Here is a 14,356-nt window from a genome sequence, read left to right on the forward strand (position 1 = left end):
TCCTGCTCGAGGACGGCGCTGGAGATGATGAGGTCAGCCATGGGGTGCTCCCGATCGGTGAGGTGGACGCGAACGGCGCTCGGGGCCCGACCGGTTCGGCAGGGCCCCGGGCGATCCGACTACTTGATGGCGTTCGCGAGTTCCTGGTCGGTCTGCTGCAGCGCCTCGGCCGCCTTGTTCAGGTACATCGACATGCCCTCGAGGCCCTCGATCGTCTTCGTCGCACCGTCGTTGAACTCCTGGTACGAGCTCCCGAAGGCAACCGACGACTGGTCCGTGACGTAGCCACCCGAGATCAACGAGTCCACCAACGACTTCAGCTCACGCAGCTTCGAGGTGATGTCCTGCTCACCGTTCACGAGTCGGGTCGCGGCGTCCTGCATCTCGCCGTACGTGACGTTCAAGTTGGGCATTGCGTGCTCCTTGTTCGCGGTTTCCGGTCGCCCCCGGATCGGAGGCCGCAATGACGCTAACCGGCCGCGCACCCCCGAACGGGGGTGTTGGTGAGTTGTTCACCGCAATTTCGACAGGGTGACCAGCGGGAACGACGAAAGGCGGGCCTCCCGGAGGAGACCCGCCTTTCGACGGAACAGACGCTGCCTTACTTGGCGGCGACGACCTTCAGCGAGATCGTCGCGACGATGTCCTCGCGCAGACGCACGGTGGCCTCGTGGTCACCGGTGGTCTTGATGGTCGCGGGGACCTCGACCTTGCGCTTGTCGAGCGAGCCGACGCCCTGGGCCTCGACGGCCGCGGCGACGTCCGCCGGACGCACGGAGCCGAAGAGACGGCCGTCCTGGCCGGCCTTGACGGTCAGCTGGATGGTGGCGTTCTCGAGCTTCATCTTGAGGTCCTGGGCCTCTTCGATGGTGGCGAGCTCGCGAGCGGCACGGCCGGCGCGGATCGACTCGACCTGCTTCTCGCCGCCCTTGGACCACGCGACGGCGAAGCCCTGGGGGATGAGGTAGTTGCGGGCGTAGCCGTTCTTGACGTCGACGACGTCACCGGCGGAACCGAGGCCGGAGACCTCGTGGGTGAGGATGAGCTTCGACATGTGTCGACCTCCGATCAGCGGCCGGAGCCGGCGTAGGGGAGGAGCGCCATCTCACGGGCGTTCTTCACGGCACGGGCAATGAGGCGCTGCTCCTGGACGGAGACGCCGGTGATGCGACGGGCGCGGATCTTCCCACGCTCCGAGATGAACTTGCGAAGGGTCGCAACGTCCTTGTAGTCGATGACACCGACCTTGATGGACTTCGCGGGAGCGGCGTTCTTGCCGCCCTTGCCGCGAGGCTTGCGGCGGTCGCCGCTGCTCTTTCCAGCCATTGTGTTTTTCCTTAGGGAGAAGTTTGTCTACCGTGTGATCGCGAGGATCAGAACGGGGTCTCGTCGTCGTAGGTGCCACCGGGGGTCGACCAGACGTCGTTCCCCTGCTGACCACCCTGCTGGCCGCCCTGCGGGGACCACGGTGCGTCGGACTGGCCACCACCGGAAGCGTTGCCGCCGCCGTTGTTGTTCCAGTTCCCACCGTTGCCACCGGCCGGGGCACCGCCGCCGACCTGTCCACGGCCGCCGCCGCCACCCGTTGCACGGGTGACCTGCGCGGTCGCGTAGCGGAGCGACGGGCCGATCTCGTCGACCTCGAGTTCGATGCTCGTACGCTGCTGGCCCTCTCGGTCCTGGTACGAGCGCTGACGGAGACGACCCTGCGCGATGACGCGCGAGCCCTTCGTCAGCGACCCCGCGACGTGCTCGGCGAATTCGCGCCACACGCTCGCACGGAGGAACAGCGCTTCGCCGTCCTTCCACTCGTTCGCCTGACGGTCGAACGTGCGAGGTGTGGATGCGATGGTGAAGTTCGCCACAGCGAGCCCGTTCTGCGTGTAGCGCAGCTCGGGGTCAGCAGTGAGGTTCCCCACCACCGTGATGACGGTTTCGCCGGCCATCGGTTACTCGGCGCTCGCGGTCGCGGCGGCCGGGGCGGCGGCAGCGTTCGCTGCCTTGCGGGCGGCACGGGCCTCGTCGCGCTGCTTCTGCGCGGCGACCTGTGCGATGCCCTCTTCGGCGCGGAGGACCTTGGTGCGGAGCACGGCCTCGGAGAGACCGAGCTGGCGGTCCAGCTCCTTGGCGGCCTCGGGCGAGGACGTGAAGTTGACGACGGCGTAGATGCCCTCGGTCTTCTTGGCGATCTCGTAGGCCAGGCGACGACGGCCCCAGACGTCCACGTTGTCGACGGTTCCACCGTCGTTGCGGATCACGGCGAGGAACTTGTCCAGGCTGGGAGCGACGGTGCGCTCATCGATCTCGGGGTCGAGGATCGCCATCAGTTCGTACTGGTGCATGCGGAACCCACCTCCTTTGGTCTCGAACGGCTCCGGGCGGTTCCCGGAACAGGAGGGTTGATGCATGTGCGCCGGATCCGCAGGTGCGGTCGGCACAACCCCGCAAGCTTAGCGGACGGCCTGGAGGCGCGCCACCGTTCCGCCGGATCGCTGCGAGCCGATCAGGCGGTGGCGTCCCGGGCGGCCCACCAGTCGCGCAGGCGCGCTTCGGCCGCCTCGGCGCCGAGAGGACCCTCGTCCATCCGCGCCTCGAGCAGGAAGCGGTACGCCTCACCGACGGCACGCCCCGGCGGGATGTCGAGGATGCGCATGATGTCGTCGCCGGTCAGGTCGGGACGGATCGAGTCGAGTTCCTCCTGCTTGGAGAGGACCTCGATGCGGTCCTCGAGGTCGTCGTACGCGAACGCCAGGCGATCGGCCTTCCGCCGGTTCCTCGTGGTGACGTCGGAGCGGGTGAGTTCGTGCAGCCGCTCGAGCTGGGGTCCGGCGTCGCGGACGTACCGGCGCACCGCGGAGTCCGTCCACGCGCCGTCGGTGTACCCGAAGAAGCGCAGGTGCAGTTCGATCAGGCGGGCGACGGCGGCGATGGTGTCGTTGTCGAACCGGAGCGCACGGAGTCGCTTCTTGGCGAGCTTCGACCCGACGAGGTCGTGGTGGTGGAAGCTCACGGCACCGCCGGGTTCGAGTTTCCGCGTCGCGGGCTTGCCGATGTCGTGCAGGAGCGCCGCCAGCCGCAGGACCGTGTCCGGTGCTTCCCCCGCGTGCCGCTCGGCCTCGTACCCGATCGCCTGGGTCAGCACGGTGAGCGAGTGCTCGTAGACGTCCTTGTGGTGGTGGTGCTCGTCGATCTCCAGCCGCATCGCCGGCAGCTCCGGCAGGAACCGCTCAGCGAGCCCGGTGTCGACGAGGAGCCGGACGCCCGGGACGGGGTCGTCCGTGTTCAGCAGCTTGACGAGCTCGTCCCGGACGCGTTCGGCGGAGACGATCGCGATCGAGTCGGCGAGGGACTCCATCGCGTCCCGGACGTCGTCCGACACCGTGAACCCGAGCTGCGAGGTGAAGCGTGCGGCGCGCATCATCCGCAGCGGGTCGTCCCGGAACGACGTCTCGGCCGTCTGGGGCGTTCGGAGCCGCTCGGCGAGCAGGTCCTCGACACCACCGTGCACGTCGACGAGCTCCCGCGCCGGCAGTCGGAGCGCCATCGCGTTCACCGTGAAGTCGCGACGGAGCAGGTCGTCCTCGATGGTGTCGCCGAACGCCACCTCCGGCTTGCGGGTCTCGCCGTCGTAGACGTCGCTGCGGTAGGTCGTGATCTCGACCTGCTCGCCCTCGACCCTGGCCGCGATCGTGCCGAACTGGCGCCCGACGTCCCACGTCGCACCCGCGATGGGTTCGACGATCGCCAGGACCTGGTCGGGGAGGGCGTCCGTCGTGAAGTCCAGGTCGGTCACCGGGCGACCGAGGAAGGCGTCGCGGACCGGCCCGCCGACGAGCGCGAGTTCGTGCCCGGCGTCCGCAAACGCGCGGGCGAGGACGGCGACGGGCGCGGTGGCGGCGAGTGCGTCGAGTCGTTCGACGGCCTGGGCTACGGACTGCATGACGTCCTCGATCATCCCAGATCGTCGCTGCCGGTTGTCCACCACCCTGGCGCGCACGCGAGGCTCTCATGGTCGCGCCTCATACACTCGTCCGAGGTCCGAACCGATCCCGGGCCATCTCGCATGCACATTCTCCGCACCTCGCTCGCCGCCGCCGCGTCCGCCCTGGTCGCCCTCGGCCTCGTCGTCACGCCCACCGCCGTGACCGCCGCACAGGCGACGACCGCCCCCACGGCGAAGACCCACCTGGCGCACCCGGCCGCCACCGACGCGGGCAAGGCGACGATCGAGATCGTCCCCGCCGACCGGGGCGTGCTGCAGCCCGACCAGGACCTCAGGCTCTCGCTGACGGTGACCAACGACACCGACTCCGCACTGCCGGCCGGCAGTGCGGAACTCGACATCTTCCGGCAGTACGCGGGCACGCGGGACGTGCTCAGCGACTGGCTCGCTGACACCAGCACGACCGGTTACCTCGGGGCCCCGATGGACTCCGTCGACGTCCCGGAGGTCCCCGCGCACCGCTCGGTCACCCTGGACGACGTCACGATCGTCTCCGGCAACGTCGCGCTCGGCGGGTACTCCTCCTTCGGCGCCAGGCGCATCGCGGCCGACTACACGGCGGGTTCCACGAGCGCCGTCGCCCGCTCCGCGATCACCTGGTACCCGGACTACGAACAGACCCCGGTCGGTGTCTCGGTCGCGATGCCGATCACGATGCCCGCGAACCCCGACGGCCTGATCTCCGGCAAGGACCTCGCGAGCGCCACCAGCGTCGACGGCACGCTCACCCAGCAGCTGAACGCCGCGCAGGACCACAACGTCGCGCTCGGCATCGACCCGAGGATCATCGCGTCGATCCGGATCCTCGGCGAGAACGCCCCGTCGTCCGCGACGGCGTGGCTGCAGCGACTCGAGCGGATGCGCAACGAGACCTTCGCGCTCTCCTACGCGGACGCCGACGTCACGGGCCTCCGTCAGGCGGACTCCTCCGGCATCCTCGCCCCGATCTCGCTCGACCAGTCGATCGACCCCGACGACTTCCCCGGTGCCAGCACCCCGACCCCGACGCCGAGCGCGACGCCGGGCAGCACCGGGACCCCGACCCCGAGCGCCACCCCCGACTCGAACCCCACGAACGACCCCGCCGCCGGCGAAGCGGACGCCGGGACGACCCTGCCGACCACCGCATCCCTCCTCGACTTCCCGTACTCGATGTCGGCGATCTCGTGGCCGGCGGAGGGCACCGTCGCCACCGACGACATCGACGCGCTCGCGGACGCCGGCACCAAGGCGACGATCGTCTCGAGCGGGAACACCTCCGCCGGCGCGAACACGTCACTGAGCGCCTCCGAGAAGATCGGCGACGACCAGGTCCTCGTGTCCGACGGCGGCATGTCGAAGCTGCTCCGCGACGCCGCCACCGCGACCACGCAGCGCGAGTGGTCGAGTGCCATGAGCAAGCTCACCGCGACACTCGCCACCGTGTCACGCCAGGGCGGCACGAACGGACCGGTCCTGCTCACGCTCGGCCGCGACTGGCCGACGGACTCCAGCCGCCTGAGCCAGGCGCTCGACGCCCTCGAGCGCACCGCGTGGGTCTCGCCCGCCGACCTGTCCACGGCCGCCGCGACGACTCCCGGGTCCCTGACGCTCACGAGTTCCCCGAACAGCGACGCCCGTCTCGACCAGCTCCGCCGGCTCGTGCAGTCCGAACGGAACCTGACGGACTTCGCGTCCGCGATCGAGAACCCCGCCGACCTGACCGCTCCGGCGCGACTCGAGACCCTCGCAGCGGCGTCCAACGCCTTCCGCGCGGACGACGAGGCGTTCACGAAGGCCGTCGACACCCGCGTGACGCAGTCCGCCAAGACGGTCTCCAGCGTCGGGATCCTCGACGGCAGCAGCATCACCCTGCTCGGCGACCGGTCGTCCCTGCCCATCTCCATCCGGAACCGTTCCGAGTTCCCGGTCACGGTGTTCCTCACCGTCCAGCCCTCGAACTCGTTCCTGCGCATCGAGAAGAACGCGGTCAAGGTCACCGTGCAGCCGGACTCCTCCAGCCGCGTGACGTTCCCCGTCCAGTCCGTCGCCAACGGCAAGGTCGAGCTCACGATGTCGCTCACCAGCGCCACCGGCGTCCGCATCGCCGATCCCGCCACCGTCGAGATCAACGTGCAGGCGCAGTGGGAGACGTTCATCACGGCGGCAGCGGCCATCGCCGTCATCGCGATCTTCGGCCTGGGGATCTACCGCAACGTCCGTCGCCGGCTGCGCCGACGCCGGAACGGGGAGCCGGAAGAGGTCGAGGAGGACCCGAACCGTCCGCTCAAGGTGCAGCCGCCGGCACCGGGGGAGACCCAGCCAGGAGGCCCGTCCTCCGCCACCAGGTCCGCTGCGGCCGTGCCCATGGCCGGTTCCACCGCCACGCTCACCGACCGCGACCCTGAGGAGCCGACCATCAGCGCCACCCAACCCCAGCCCGCCGTCGACGCCGAGCCCGTCGCGGAGCGGAGCCTCGGGCGGGCGAGCGCCATGCTCGCGGCGGGGACGATGGCGTCGCGCATCCTGGGGTTCGCGAAGACGTTCGTGCTCGCCTACGCGATCGGGCAGAACGCCAGCACGTCCGCAAATGCCTTCGCGGTGGCGAACCAGCTCCCGAACAACATCTACGCGCTCATCGCCGGCGGCCTGCTGTCCGCGGTGCTCATCCCGCAGATCGTCCGTTCGATGAAGAACACCGCCGACGGCGGCCAGGGGTACGTCAACAAGATCGTGACGCTCGGCGGGTCGGTGTTCGTCGTCATCACGATCGTCGCAACCGCACTCGCACCGCTCCTGGTGCGCTTCTACACGAGCGGCTCCGTCAACTCGGACCCCGCCGCCGTCGACCTCGCTGTCGCGTTCGCGTTCTGGTGCCTGCCGCAGATCCTGTTCTACGCGATGTACTCCCTGCTCGGCGAGGTGCTCAACGCGAAACAGTTCTTCGGGCCGTTCACCTGGGCGCCGCTGCTGAACAACGTCATCGCGATCGCCGGCCTGGTCGTCTTCATCGCCCTGTTCGGGCACGGCAACACGAACCCCGGCGAGTGGACACCGGTGAAGATCGCCGTGCTCGCCGGCAGTGCTTCGCTCGGCGTCTTCGCGCAGGCCGCGTTCCTCCCCCTCTTCTGGCGACGTGCCGGGATGACCTTCCGCCCGGACTTCCGCTGGCGCGGCGTCGGCCTCAAGGCGACCGGCACCGCGGCCGGCTGGCTCTTCGCGATGATCCTGGTCACGCAGGCGGCCGGTCTCGTGCAGTCGCAGGTGGCGTGGGCGGGTCAGGACGCCGGGCCGGGCAACGCGGTCCTCGGCAACGCGTGGCTCATCTTCATGCTCCCGCACTCGATCATCACCGTCTCCGTCGCCACGGCCTACTTCACCAGGATGACCCACGACGCCGAGCGGGGGGACCTCGCAGCAGTCCGTCGGAACCTGTCGCTCTCGTTGCGGATCATCGGGCTCTTCACGGTGTTCGCGACCGTGGCGCTCATCGTCGTCGCCGTGCCGTTCGGCCGGCTCTACGAGGGCACGTTCGACAGTGCGCTCCAGGTCGGTGCCGTCCTCATCGCGTACATGCCGGGGCTCGTGCTGTTCAGCATGCTGTTCGTGATCCAGCGCGTGTTCTGGGCGATGCACGACCACCGGACCCCGTTCCTCATGCAGCTCGTGCAGTCGGTGCTCTTCGTCATCGGAGCCCTCGCGGCGTCGACCCTGTCGACGTCGGTCATCGGCATCGGTGTCGCGGCCGCGACCACCATCGCGGGATCCGCACAGACGATCGTCGCGCTCGTGGTCGTCCGTCGCCGGCTCGGGAACATCGAGGGTCGGGTGATCACCCGTTCGCACGTCCAGTTCGTCATCGCCGCACTGATCGCCGGTGCTGCCGGTCTGGTGACGGCGAACTTCTTCGGAGCGTTCTCCGCCGATGGCTTCGCGATGTCGGACCGCACGGGCGCACTGATCACGATCGCGTTGACGGGCGCCGTGATGACAGCGGTGTACTTCGTCGCACTCGTCGTCGCGAAGAACGGCGAGATCCGCGGCGCCGTGGACATCCTGAAGGCCCGCCTGGGCCGCTGACCGTTCCCGGGTGCTGCGGAATGCCGCGCCGGTACCATGTGTTGACCCGGTCAGACGCAACGGAAGGGCATTCAGGCATGCGCCAGCTCATCATCATCGGTTCCGGCCCGGCCGGGTTCACCGCCGGCATCTACGCCGCGCGCGCCCAGCTCAAGCCACTCATCGTCGCCTCGAGCGTCGAGACGGGCGGCGAGCTCACGAAGACGACCGAGGTCGAGAACTTCCCGGGCTTCCCCGAGGGCATCCAGGGTCCCGACCTCATGATCAAGATGCAGGAACAGGCCGAGAAGTTCGGCGCAGAGGTCCTGTACGACGACGCCGTCTCCGTCGAGCTCACGGGCGACGTCAAGAAGGTCACCGTCGGCTCCGGCGAGACGTACGAGGCACTCGCGGTCATCTACGCGACCGGCTCGGCGTACCGCCAGCTCGGCCTCGCCGACGAGGAGCGCCTGTCCGGCCACGGTGTCTCGTGGTGCGCGACCTGCGACGGCTTCTTCTTCCGACAGAAGAACATCGCCGTCGTCGGCGGTGGCGACTCCGCGATGGAAGAAGCGACGTTCCTGACGCGCTTCGCCGACAAGGTCACGGTCATCCACCGCAAGGACACCCTGCGCGCGTCGAAGATCATGCAGGACCGCGCGATGAACGACCCGAAGATCGAGTTCGCGTGGAACAAGGAGGTCGTCGGGATCACCGGTGCCTCCTCGGTCGAGGGCGTCACGCTGAAGGACACCGTCGACGGCACCGAGAGCGAGCTCGCGCTCGACGGCCTGTTCATCGCGATCGGCAACGACCCGCGCGTGCACCTCGTCCACAAGCAGCTCGAACTGGCGCCGGAGGGCACCATCGCCGTCGAGGGTCGCACCTCGAAGGCCGTGGGCGTCCCCGGGGTGTTCGTGGCCGGCGACGTGCTCGACCACACCTACCGGCAGGCCATCACCGCCGCCGGCTCGGGTGCCGTCGCAGCGCTCGACGCCGAGAAGTACCTCGCCGACCTCGAGGACACGCTGACGGACCAGGCCGAGGGTGAGACCCCGGTCGAGCCCGTGACCGTCTCCGCCTAGGGAATTGCACGGCGGTCTCCGCCGTTCACCTCACTGACCGACCACTCCGAAGGAGTACACATGTCCAACGCCAAGGCAGTCACCGACGCCACCTTCTCGGACGAGGTCCTCAAGTCCGACAAGACGATCCTCGTCGACTTCTGGGCCGAGTGGTGTGGCCCGTGCCGCGCCGTCTCGCCGATCCTCGACCAGATCGCCGAGGAGCACGCCGGCAAGATCGAGATCGTCAAGCTCAACGTCGACGACAACCCCCAGTCGGCCATGAACTACCAGATCACGTCGATCCCGGCGATGAAGGTGTTCAAGGGCGGCGAGGTCGTGAAGACCGTCATCGGCGCCAAGCCGAAGCCGGCGCTCGAGGCCGACCTCGCGGAGTTCCTCGCGTAGGCACCTGCACACAGACCCGAACGCCCCGTCCTCCATTCCATCGGAGGGCGGGGCGTTCGCTTTGCCCCGGAAGAGCCACGGGACTCCGATCGGCCTGCGCCCGGGACCCCGGGTTTCCGGGTTGCATGTCGTACTGTGGCTGGAATGCCGAGTGAACGGAGAACTCGATGACGAACGGCAACAGTCTCGACCCCTGGTACGACTCCTACGCCCAGCGCACCGCCGGGCTGAGCGCATCCGAGGTACGAGCTCTGTTCGCCGTCGCGTCGAGGCCCGAGGTGGTCTCGCTCGCCGGCGGCATGCCGTTCGTCTCCGCGCTCCCGCGTGAGCTCGTCACGGGCTCCCTGGACCGCGTGATGGCCGAGGACGCCGCCATGGCCCTGCAGTACGGCGGTGGACAGGGCCTGCGCTCCCTGCGCGAGCACATCGTGGACATCATGTCGCTCGAGGGCATCCGTGCGAGCGCCGAGGACGTCGTGGTGACGACCGGCTCGCAGCACGCGCTCGACCTCGTCACGCGGCTGTTCATCGACCCGGGCGACGTCGTCCTCGCCGAGTCCCCGTCGTACGTCGGCGCGATCGGCGTGTTCCGCTCGTACCAGGCCGAGACGGTCCACGTGGCGACGGACGAGCACGGTCTCGTACCGGAGGCGCTCCGCGAGACGATCGCGAACCTCCGTGCAGCAGGCAAGCGGATGAAGTTCCTGTACACGATCCCGAACTTCCACAACCCCGCCGGCGTCACCATGAGCCGCGAGCGCCGCATCGAGGTGCTCGACATCTGCCGCTCGAACAACATCCTGGTGCTCGAGGACAACCCGTACGGACTCCTCTGGTTCGACGAGCCCGCGCCGCAGGCGATCCGGTCGATCGACGACGAGGGCGTGGTGTACCTCGGGTCGTTCTCGAAGACGCTCGCACCCGGCTTCCGCGTCGGCTGGGCCCTCGCGCCGCACGCGATCCGCGAGAAGCTCGTCCTCGCCAACGAATCAGCGGTCCTCGCGCCGAACTCCTTCGGCCAGTACGTCGTGAACGCCTACCTCGACGCAGCCGACTGGAAGGGCCAGGTCGACACCTTCCGCGGCATCTACACGGAGCGCCGCGACGCGATGTTCTCCGCGCTGGGGGAGTTCCTCCCGGACCTGACGTGGACCAAGCCGAACGGTGGGTTCTTCGTCTGGCTGACCCTGCCGGAATCGCTCGACTCCAAGGCGATGCTGCCGCGTGCTGTCAAGGAGCTCGTGGCCTACACGCCCGGTACCGCGTTCTACGCGGACGGTCGGGGTCAGCAGCACATCCGTCTGTCGTTCTGCTACCCGACAGCCGAGCAGATCCGCGTCGGCGTGAAGCGGCTCGCGAACGTCGTCAACGACGAGCTCGAACTCATCGAGACGTTCGGGCCCGCGACGCGTCCGAACACCGTGGTGCGTCAGGGCTCCTCGGTGAGCGCTCCGCCGCCGAACATCTCCTGATCAGCACTTTTCACGCGCTTCACGCAGTACCCGGAGGTCCCCTCGCATGGCCGAGCTCACCCGTCGCCACGTCGTCGTCGTCGCTGGGGGCATCTCGCACGAGCGTGATGTCTCCCTGCGGTCGGGCCGTCGGGTCGCTGACTCGCTGACGGGGTACGGCTGGCAGGTCGACCTCCGGGACGCTGACGCGTCCCTGCTGCCGGCCCTCACCGAATCCCGCCCGGACGTCGTGTGGCCGGCCCTGCACGGCGCGTCCGGCGAGGACGGTGCGCTCCGCGGCATCCTGGAGGCCCTGGACATCCCGTTCGTCGGCTCACGTTCCACGTCGGCCCGGCTGGCATGGGACAAGCCCACGGCGTCCGCGTTGGTCGCCAGGACCGGCGTGCACACCCCGCGCTCGGTGACGCTGTCCCACGACGTCTTCCGCGAGCTCGGTGCTGTCGGGGTCCTCGAGAGCATCGCGGCAGAGCACCCGGTCCCGCTCGCGGTGAAGCCGGCACGGGGCGGGAGCGCGCAGGGCGTCACGCTCGTCGAGGACACGAACGACCTCCCGCGAGCGATGGTGACCGCGTACACGTACTGCGACGACGTCGTCGTGGAGCAGCTCATCCGTGGCACCGAGGTGGCCGTCGGGATCATCGACACGGGCGACGGTCCCGTCGCCCTGGCTCCGGTTGAGATCGTGCCCAGGAACGGCTTCTACGGCTTCGAGGCGCGCTACAACGCGGGGGAGACGACGTTCTACACCCCGGCCCGTCTCTCGGACGAGCACGCGGCAGCAGCAGCGTCGGCGGCCGTCGCCGCCCACAGTGCGCTCGGTCTCCGGCACATCTCCCGCGTCGACCTGATCATCGACGGCGCGGGGACTCCCTGGTTCCTGGAAGCGAACGTGCTCCCGGGTCTCACCGAGACTTCCCTGGTGCCGCAGGCACTGTCCGCGTCGGGGTTCGACCTCGGGTGGACGTACGCCGAACTCGCCGAGCAGGCGATGCGCGACCACAACGCGTAGTCGCGAATGCCCCGTGCGAGGGTTACCCGAGTACGTGTTCCACGTGGAACGTCCATCGCGGCCGCGGTGATCGGCGCCACGCTCGGGGCAGTCGTCTGGTCCGAGTGGGTGCACGCCCGTGCGTCCACTCGTCGTCTCGGCACCGTCCAGATCGAGCGGAACGGCCACGGCGTCGTCGTGGTGCTCGGGTTCGCAGACCCGGGGCCCACCGCGAACAGCATCAACCGATGGCGCGCGCGCATGGCCGTTCGGTCGGCCGTGCCGGGAACCTCGACGATCATCACCAGTGGGGGATCGGTCCGTGGATCCGTCGCCGAAGCGACCCTCCTCTCCCGGTACATCCGCTCCGAGCTCGGCTGGGACGGCCCGTTGATCGAGGAGACGGCGAGTACCAGCACCTGGGAGAACGTCCGCAACGTGATCCCCGATCTCGAGTCCGCGGACTGGATCGTCTTCGCGTCGAACGCGCTGCACGCCGAGAAGGCGCGGGAGTACCTGCGGCGTCAGCGCCCCGACCTCGCTGCGCGCCTCGTGCGCGGCCGGGAACAACGCTTCGGGGAGATGACCCACGTGAAGCCGTTGTTCGCCGTGGTGGGCCTCCTGAAGCTGCGCGCACTGCGCTGACGGACCGTCGGGTGTTCCACGTGGAACACTCGCGCTGCCGTCGGCAGCGCTGCTCTCAGCAGCATGCCGTGCGCGCGGTCCCACACGGGGAGACGCTGAGCACATGGCTGATTCACCCTCCATCCCGATGTTCGACACGCATGCACGTCGAGAACTGCTCGAGCGACGGGTCCTCGTGCTCGACGGGGCGCTCGACGACGACAACGGCACGCTCCTCATGACGCAGTTGCTCACGCTGAGCGCTGACGACCCCAACACAGACATCCAGCTCTGGATCCACTCACCCGGCGGCTCCGTTCCCGCCATGCTCGCGATCCGCGACCTCATGCGGGCAATCCCGAACGGCGTGAGCACGCTCGTCCTCGGCATGGCGTGCAGTGCCGGACAGTTCCTGCTCTCCGCCGGGACGCCGGGGAAGCGCCGCGCCTTTCGACACTCCCGCGTCCTGATGCACCAAGGGTCAGCGGGTATCGGCGGCTCGGCCGTGGACATCGAGCTGCAAGCAGACGCCCTGCGCTCCACCCGCGACACCGTGCTCGGACTCATCGCGAGCGACACCGGGCAGCCACTCGAGCGCGTCTTCGAGGACTCGCTCCACGACCACTGGTACTCCGCCCAGGAAGCATTGGACTACGGGTTCGTCGACGTCATCCTCACGAGCACCGAGGACATCGTTCCCACGCGACGGGCCGGACGATCGCTGACGGGCTTCGTCGGTACCGGCTTCGACGGTGTCGGAGTGGAGGTGGCGCGATGAGCAGCTACACGATCCCCAACGTCGTCGCGCGTGATGCGCGCGGCGAACGCATCATGGATGTCTACTCCCACCTGCTCACCGAGCGCATCGTCTACCTCGGTACCGCGATCGACGCCGGAGTCGCGAACACCCTCATCGCGCAGCTGCTGTACCTGGAGTCCGACAACCCGGACTCGGACGTCCAGCTGTACGTCAACTGCGACGGGGGAGACCCCAGCGCGATGCTCGGCATCTACGACACCATGCGCTTCATCAAGCCGGACGTCGCGACGACCTGCGTCGGACAGGCCGTGGGAGTCGGAGCTGCTCTCCTCGCTGCCGGCGCTGCAGGCAAGCGTGCGGCCTTGCCACATGCCCGAGTGGTCCTCCATCAACCGGCGTCACAGGGGCAGGGGACGGTCCCGGACCTCATCCTGCAGGCGGACGAGCTCGTGCGCATCCGGAGCGACATGGAAGCGATCGTGGCGGAGCACTCCGGGCAGACGGCCGCACGCCTCCGCGCCGACACGGATCACGACCGCGTGTTCTCGGCCATCCAGGCCCGTGAGTACGGACTGATCGACCACGTCCTCGCGGCTCGCTGAGGTCAGGCCGCCAGCGCGAACTCCGTCCGGACCTGCGAGCCAGCGCTGGTGTCGTTGTGCCCGCGCTCTCTGAGTCCTTCGGCGACAGCACTGGTGAGGTCGAGGAGGGAGGTGTCCAGCGCACCAGCCACGGCGGCGATCATCTCGCTGGACGGCTCCTTGCGACCGCGTTCCATCTCCGACAGGTACTGCGGCGACACTCCCGCACGCCGAGCGACGTCGTTGATGGTGGCGGCCCGATCACGCCGGAGGTCGCGGAGTCGTGCGCCCACCAGGTGTCGCCACAGAGGCTCGGTGGAATCAGTATCGGACATCAGCGTCTCCTCAAGTCGGCTGCAGCTCCAGCTTGGCCGCTCGACGGCGTTCTCGATGTTCCACGTGAAACGCCGACAGCGAA

General features: G+C 68.8%; 15 protein-coding genes. 8 read left to right on the plus strand and 7 right to left on the minus strand.

What is annotated here, in order from left to right; all coding sequences use genetic code 11:
* Positions 1-119 precede the first annotated feature (119 nt).
* The 6 genes from AAEP80_RS02910 to AAEP80_RS02935 all read right to left on the minus strand — a co-directional run bounded on the left by AAEP80_RS02910 (position 120) and on the right by AAEP80_RS02935 (position 3,940).
* Positions 120-413 (minus strand): WXG100 family type VII secretion target, encoded by a 294-nt coding sequence (locus tag AAEP80_RS02910; protein WP_126889958.1) that lies wholly within the window; start codon positions 411-413, stop codon positions 120-122.
* A 188-nt stretch (positions 414-601) separates the two neighbouring features.
* The gene (gene rplI / locus AAEP80_RS02915; RefSeq protein ID WP_281266284.1) at positions 602-1,054 is read right to left on the minus strand and encodes a 50S ribosomal protein L9; all 453 of its coding nucleotides are present in this window, start codon (positions 1,052-1,054) and stop codon (positions 602-604) included.
* A gap of 14 nt (positions 1,055-1,068) precedes the next feature.
* Positions 1,069-1,326, minus strand: a complete 258-nt coding sequence (rpsR, locus tag AAEP80_RS02920) for a 30S ribosomal protein S18 (RefSeq protein ID WP_071278496.1) — start codon at positions 1,324-1,326, stop codon at positions 1,069-1,071.
* 47 nt (positions 1,327-1,373) lie between these two features.
* Entirely contained in the window at positions 1,374-1,946 is a 573-nt protein-coding gene (locus AAEP80_RS02925; protein ID WP_402727536.1) for a single-stranded DNA-binding protein, read from the minus strand.
* A 3-nt stretch (positions 1,947-1,949) separates the two neighbouring features.
* Positions 1,950-2,342 carry a 30S ribosomal protein S6 gene (gene rpsF, locus AAEP80_RS02930; protein WP_281266286.1) on the minus strand — a complete coding sequence of 131 codons (393 nt, stop codon included), beginning with the start codon at positions 2,340-2,342 and terminating at the stop codon, positions 1,950-1,952.
* A 161-nt stretch (positions 2,343-2,503) separates the two neighbouring features.
* Positions 2,504-3,940 (minus strand): CCA tRNA nucleotidyltransferase, encoded by a 1,437-nt coding sequence (locus tag AAEP80_RS02935; RefSeq protein ID WP_420366839.1) that lies wholly within the window; start codon positions 3,938-3,940, stop codon positions 2,504-2,506.
* Positions 3,941-4,063: 123 nt separating this feature from the next.
* On the opposite strand from AAEP80_RS02935, the gene AAEP80_RS02940 reads away from it, so the two are divergent.
* The 8 genes from AAEP80_RS02940 (at position 4,064) to AAEP80_RS02975 (ending at position 13,959) form a co-directional block, all read left to right on the plus strand.
* On the plus strand, positions 4,064-8,062 hold the full coding sequence (locus AAEP80_RS02940) for a DUF6049 family protein (RefSeq protein WP_420365894.1): 3,999 nt from the start codon (positions 4,064-4,066) through the stop codon (positions 8,060-8,062).
* Positions 8,063-8,139: 77 nt separating this feature from the next.
* On the plus strand, positions 8,140-9,126 hold the full coding sequence (gene trxB / locus AAEP80_RS02945) for a thioredoxin-disulfide reductase (RefSeq protein WP_413600474.1): 987 nt from the start codon (positions 8,140-8,142) through the stop codon (positions 9,124-9,126).
* Positions 9,127-9,186: 60 nt separating this feature from the next.
* The gene (gene trxA / locus AAEP80_RS02950) at positions 9,187-9,513 is read left to right on the plus strand and encodes a thioredoxin (RefSeq protein ID WP_017887828.1); all 327 of its coding nucleotides are present in this window, start codon (positions 9,187-9,189) and stop codon (positions 9,511-9,513) included.
* Positions 9,514-9,680: 167 nt separating this feature from the next.
* Positions 9,681-10,985 carry a PLP-dependent aminotransferase family protein gene (locus AAEP80_RS02955; protein WP_281266291.1) on the plus strand — a complete coding sequence of 435 codons (1,305 nt, stop codon included), beginning with the start codon at positions 9,681-9,683 and terminating at the stop codon, positions 10,983-10,985.
* A gap of 46 nt (positions 10,986-11,031) precedes the next feature.
* The gene (locus tag AAEP80_RS02960; RefSeq protein ID WP_281266292.1) at positions 11,032-11,994 is read left to right on the plus strand and encodes a D-alanine--D-alanine ligase family protein; all 963 of its coding nucleotides are present in this window, start codon (positions 11,032-11,034) and stop codon (positions 11,992-11,994) included.
* A 66-nt stretch (positions 11,995-12,060) separates the two neighbouring features.
* The gene (locus tag AAEP80_RS02965; RefSeq protein WP_420365895.1) at positions 12,061-12,618 is read left to right on the plus strand and encodes a YdcF family protein; all 558 of its coding nucleotides are present in this window, start codon (positions 12,061-12,063) and stop codon (positions 12,616-12,618) included.
* A gap of 103 nt (positions 12,619-12,721) precedes the next feature.
* Entirely contained in the window at positions 12,722-13,375 is a 654-nt protein-coding gene (locus AAEP80_RS02970) for a ClpP family protease (RefSeq protein ID WP_420365896.1), read from the plus strand.
* The gene (locus AAEP80_RS02975; RefSeq protein ID WP_420365897.1) at positions 13,372-13,959 is read left to right on the plus strand and encodes a ClpP family protease; all 588 of its coding nucleotides are present in this window, start codon (positions 13,372-13,374) and stop codon (positions 13,957-13,959) included. The genes AAEP80_RS02970 and AAEP80_RS02975 overlap by 4 nt, the downstream gene beginning before the upstream one ends.
* Positions 13,960-13,961: 2 nt before the next feature.
* Here AAEP80_RS02975 and AAEP80_RS02980 read toward each other — a convergent pair whose 3' ends face one another.
* On the minus strand, positions 13,962-14,273 hold the full coding sequence (locus AAEP80_RS02980; protein WP_420365898.1) for a helix-turn-helix domain-containing protein: 312 nt from the start codon (positions 14,271-14,273) through the stop codon (positions 13,962-13,964).
* Positions 14,274-14,356 lie beyond the last annotated feature (83 nt).

The sequence above is a fragment of the Curtobacterium sp. L3-7 genome, assembly GCF_048756585.1.
Lineage (GTDB): Bacteria > Actinomycetota > Actinomycetes > Actinomycetales > Microbacteriaceae > Curtobacterium.

Bases quoted from the DNA above. Each gene is read 5' to 3' on its own strand.
- AAEP80_RS02910 (WP_126889958.1), bottom strand. From the start codon at position 413: ATGCCCAACTTGAACGTCACGTACGGCGAGATGCAGGACGCCGCGACC.
- rplI (WP_281266284.1), bottom strand. From the start codon at position 1,054: ATGTCGAAGCTCATCCTCACCCACGAGGTCTCCGGCCTCGGTTCCGCC.
- rpsR (WP_071278496.1), bottom strand. From the start codon at position 1,326: ATGGCTGGAAAGAGCAGCGGCGACCGCCGCAAGCCTCGCGGCAAGGGC.
- AAEP80_RS02925 (WP_402727536.1), bottom strand. From the start codon at position 1,946: ATGGCCGGCGAAACCGTCATCACGGTGGTGGGGAACCTCACTGCTGAC.
- rpsF (WP_281266286.1), bottom strand. From the start codon at position 2,342: ATGCACCAGTACGAACTGATGGCGATCCTCGACCCCGAGATCGATGAG.
- AAEP80_RS02935 (WP_420366839.1), bottom strand. From the start codon at position 3,940: ATGCAGTCCGTAGCCCAGGCCGTCGAACGACTCGACGCACTCGCCGCC.
- AAEP80_RS02940 (WP_420365894.1), top strand. From the start codon at position 4,064: ATGCACATTCTCCGCACCTCGCTCGCCGCCGCCGCGTCCGCCCTGGTC.
- trxB (WP_413600474.1), top strand. From the start codon at position 8,140: ATGCGCCAGCTCATCATCATCGGTTCCGGCCCGGCCGGGTTCACCGCC.
- trxA (WP_017887828.1), top strand. From the start codon at position 9,187: ATGTCCAACGCCAAGGCAGTCACCGACGCCACCTTCTCGGACGAGGTC.
- AAEP80_RS02955 (WP_281266291.1), top strand. From the start codon at position 9,681: ATGACGAACGGCAACAGTCTCGACCCCTGGTACGACTCCTACGCCCAG.
- AAEP80_RS02960 (WP_281266292.1), top strand. From the start codon at position 11,032: ATGGCCGAGCTCACCCGTCGCCACGTCGTCGTCGTCGCTGGGGGCATC.
- AAEP80_RS02970 (WP_420365896.1), top strand. From the start codon at position 12,722: ATGGCTGATTCACCCTCCATCCCGATGTTCGACACGCATGCACGTCGA.
- AAEP80_RS02975 (WP_420365897.1), top strand. From the start codon at position 13,372: ATGAGCAGCTACACGATCCCCAACGTCGTCGCGCGTGATGCGCGCGGC.
- AAEP80_RS02980 (WP_420365898.1), bottom strand. From the start codon at position 14,273: ATGTCCGATACTGATTCCACCGAGCCTCTGTGGCGACACCTGGTGGGC.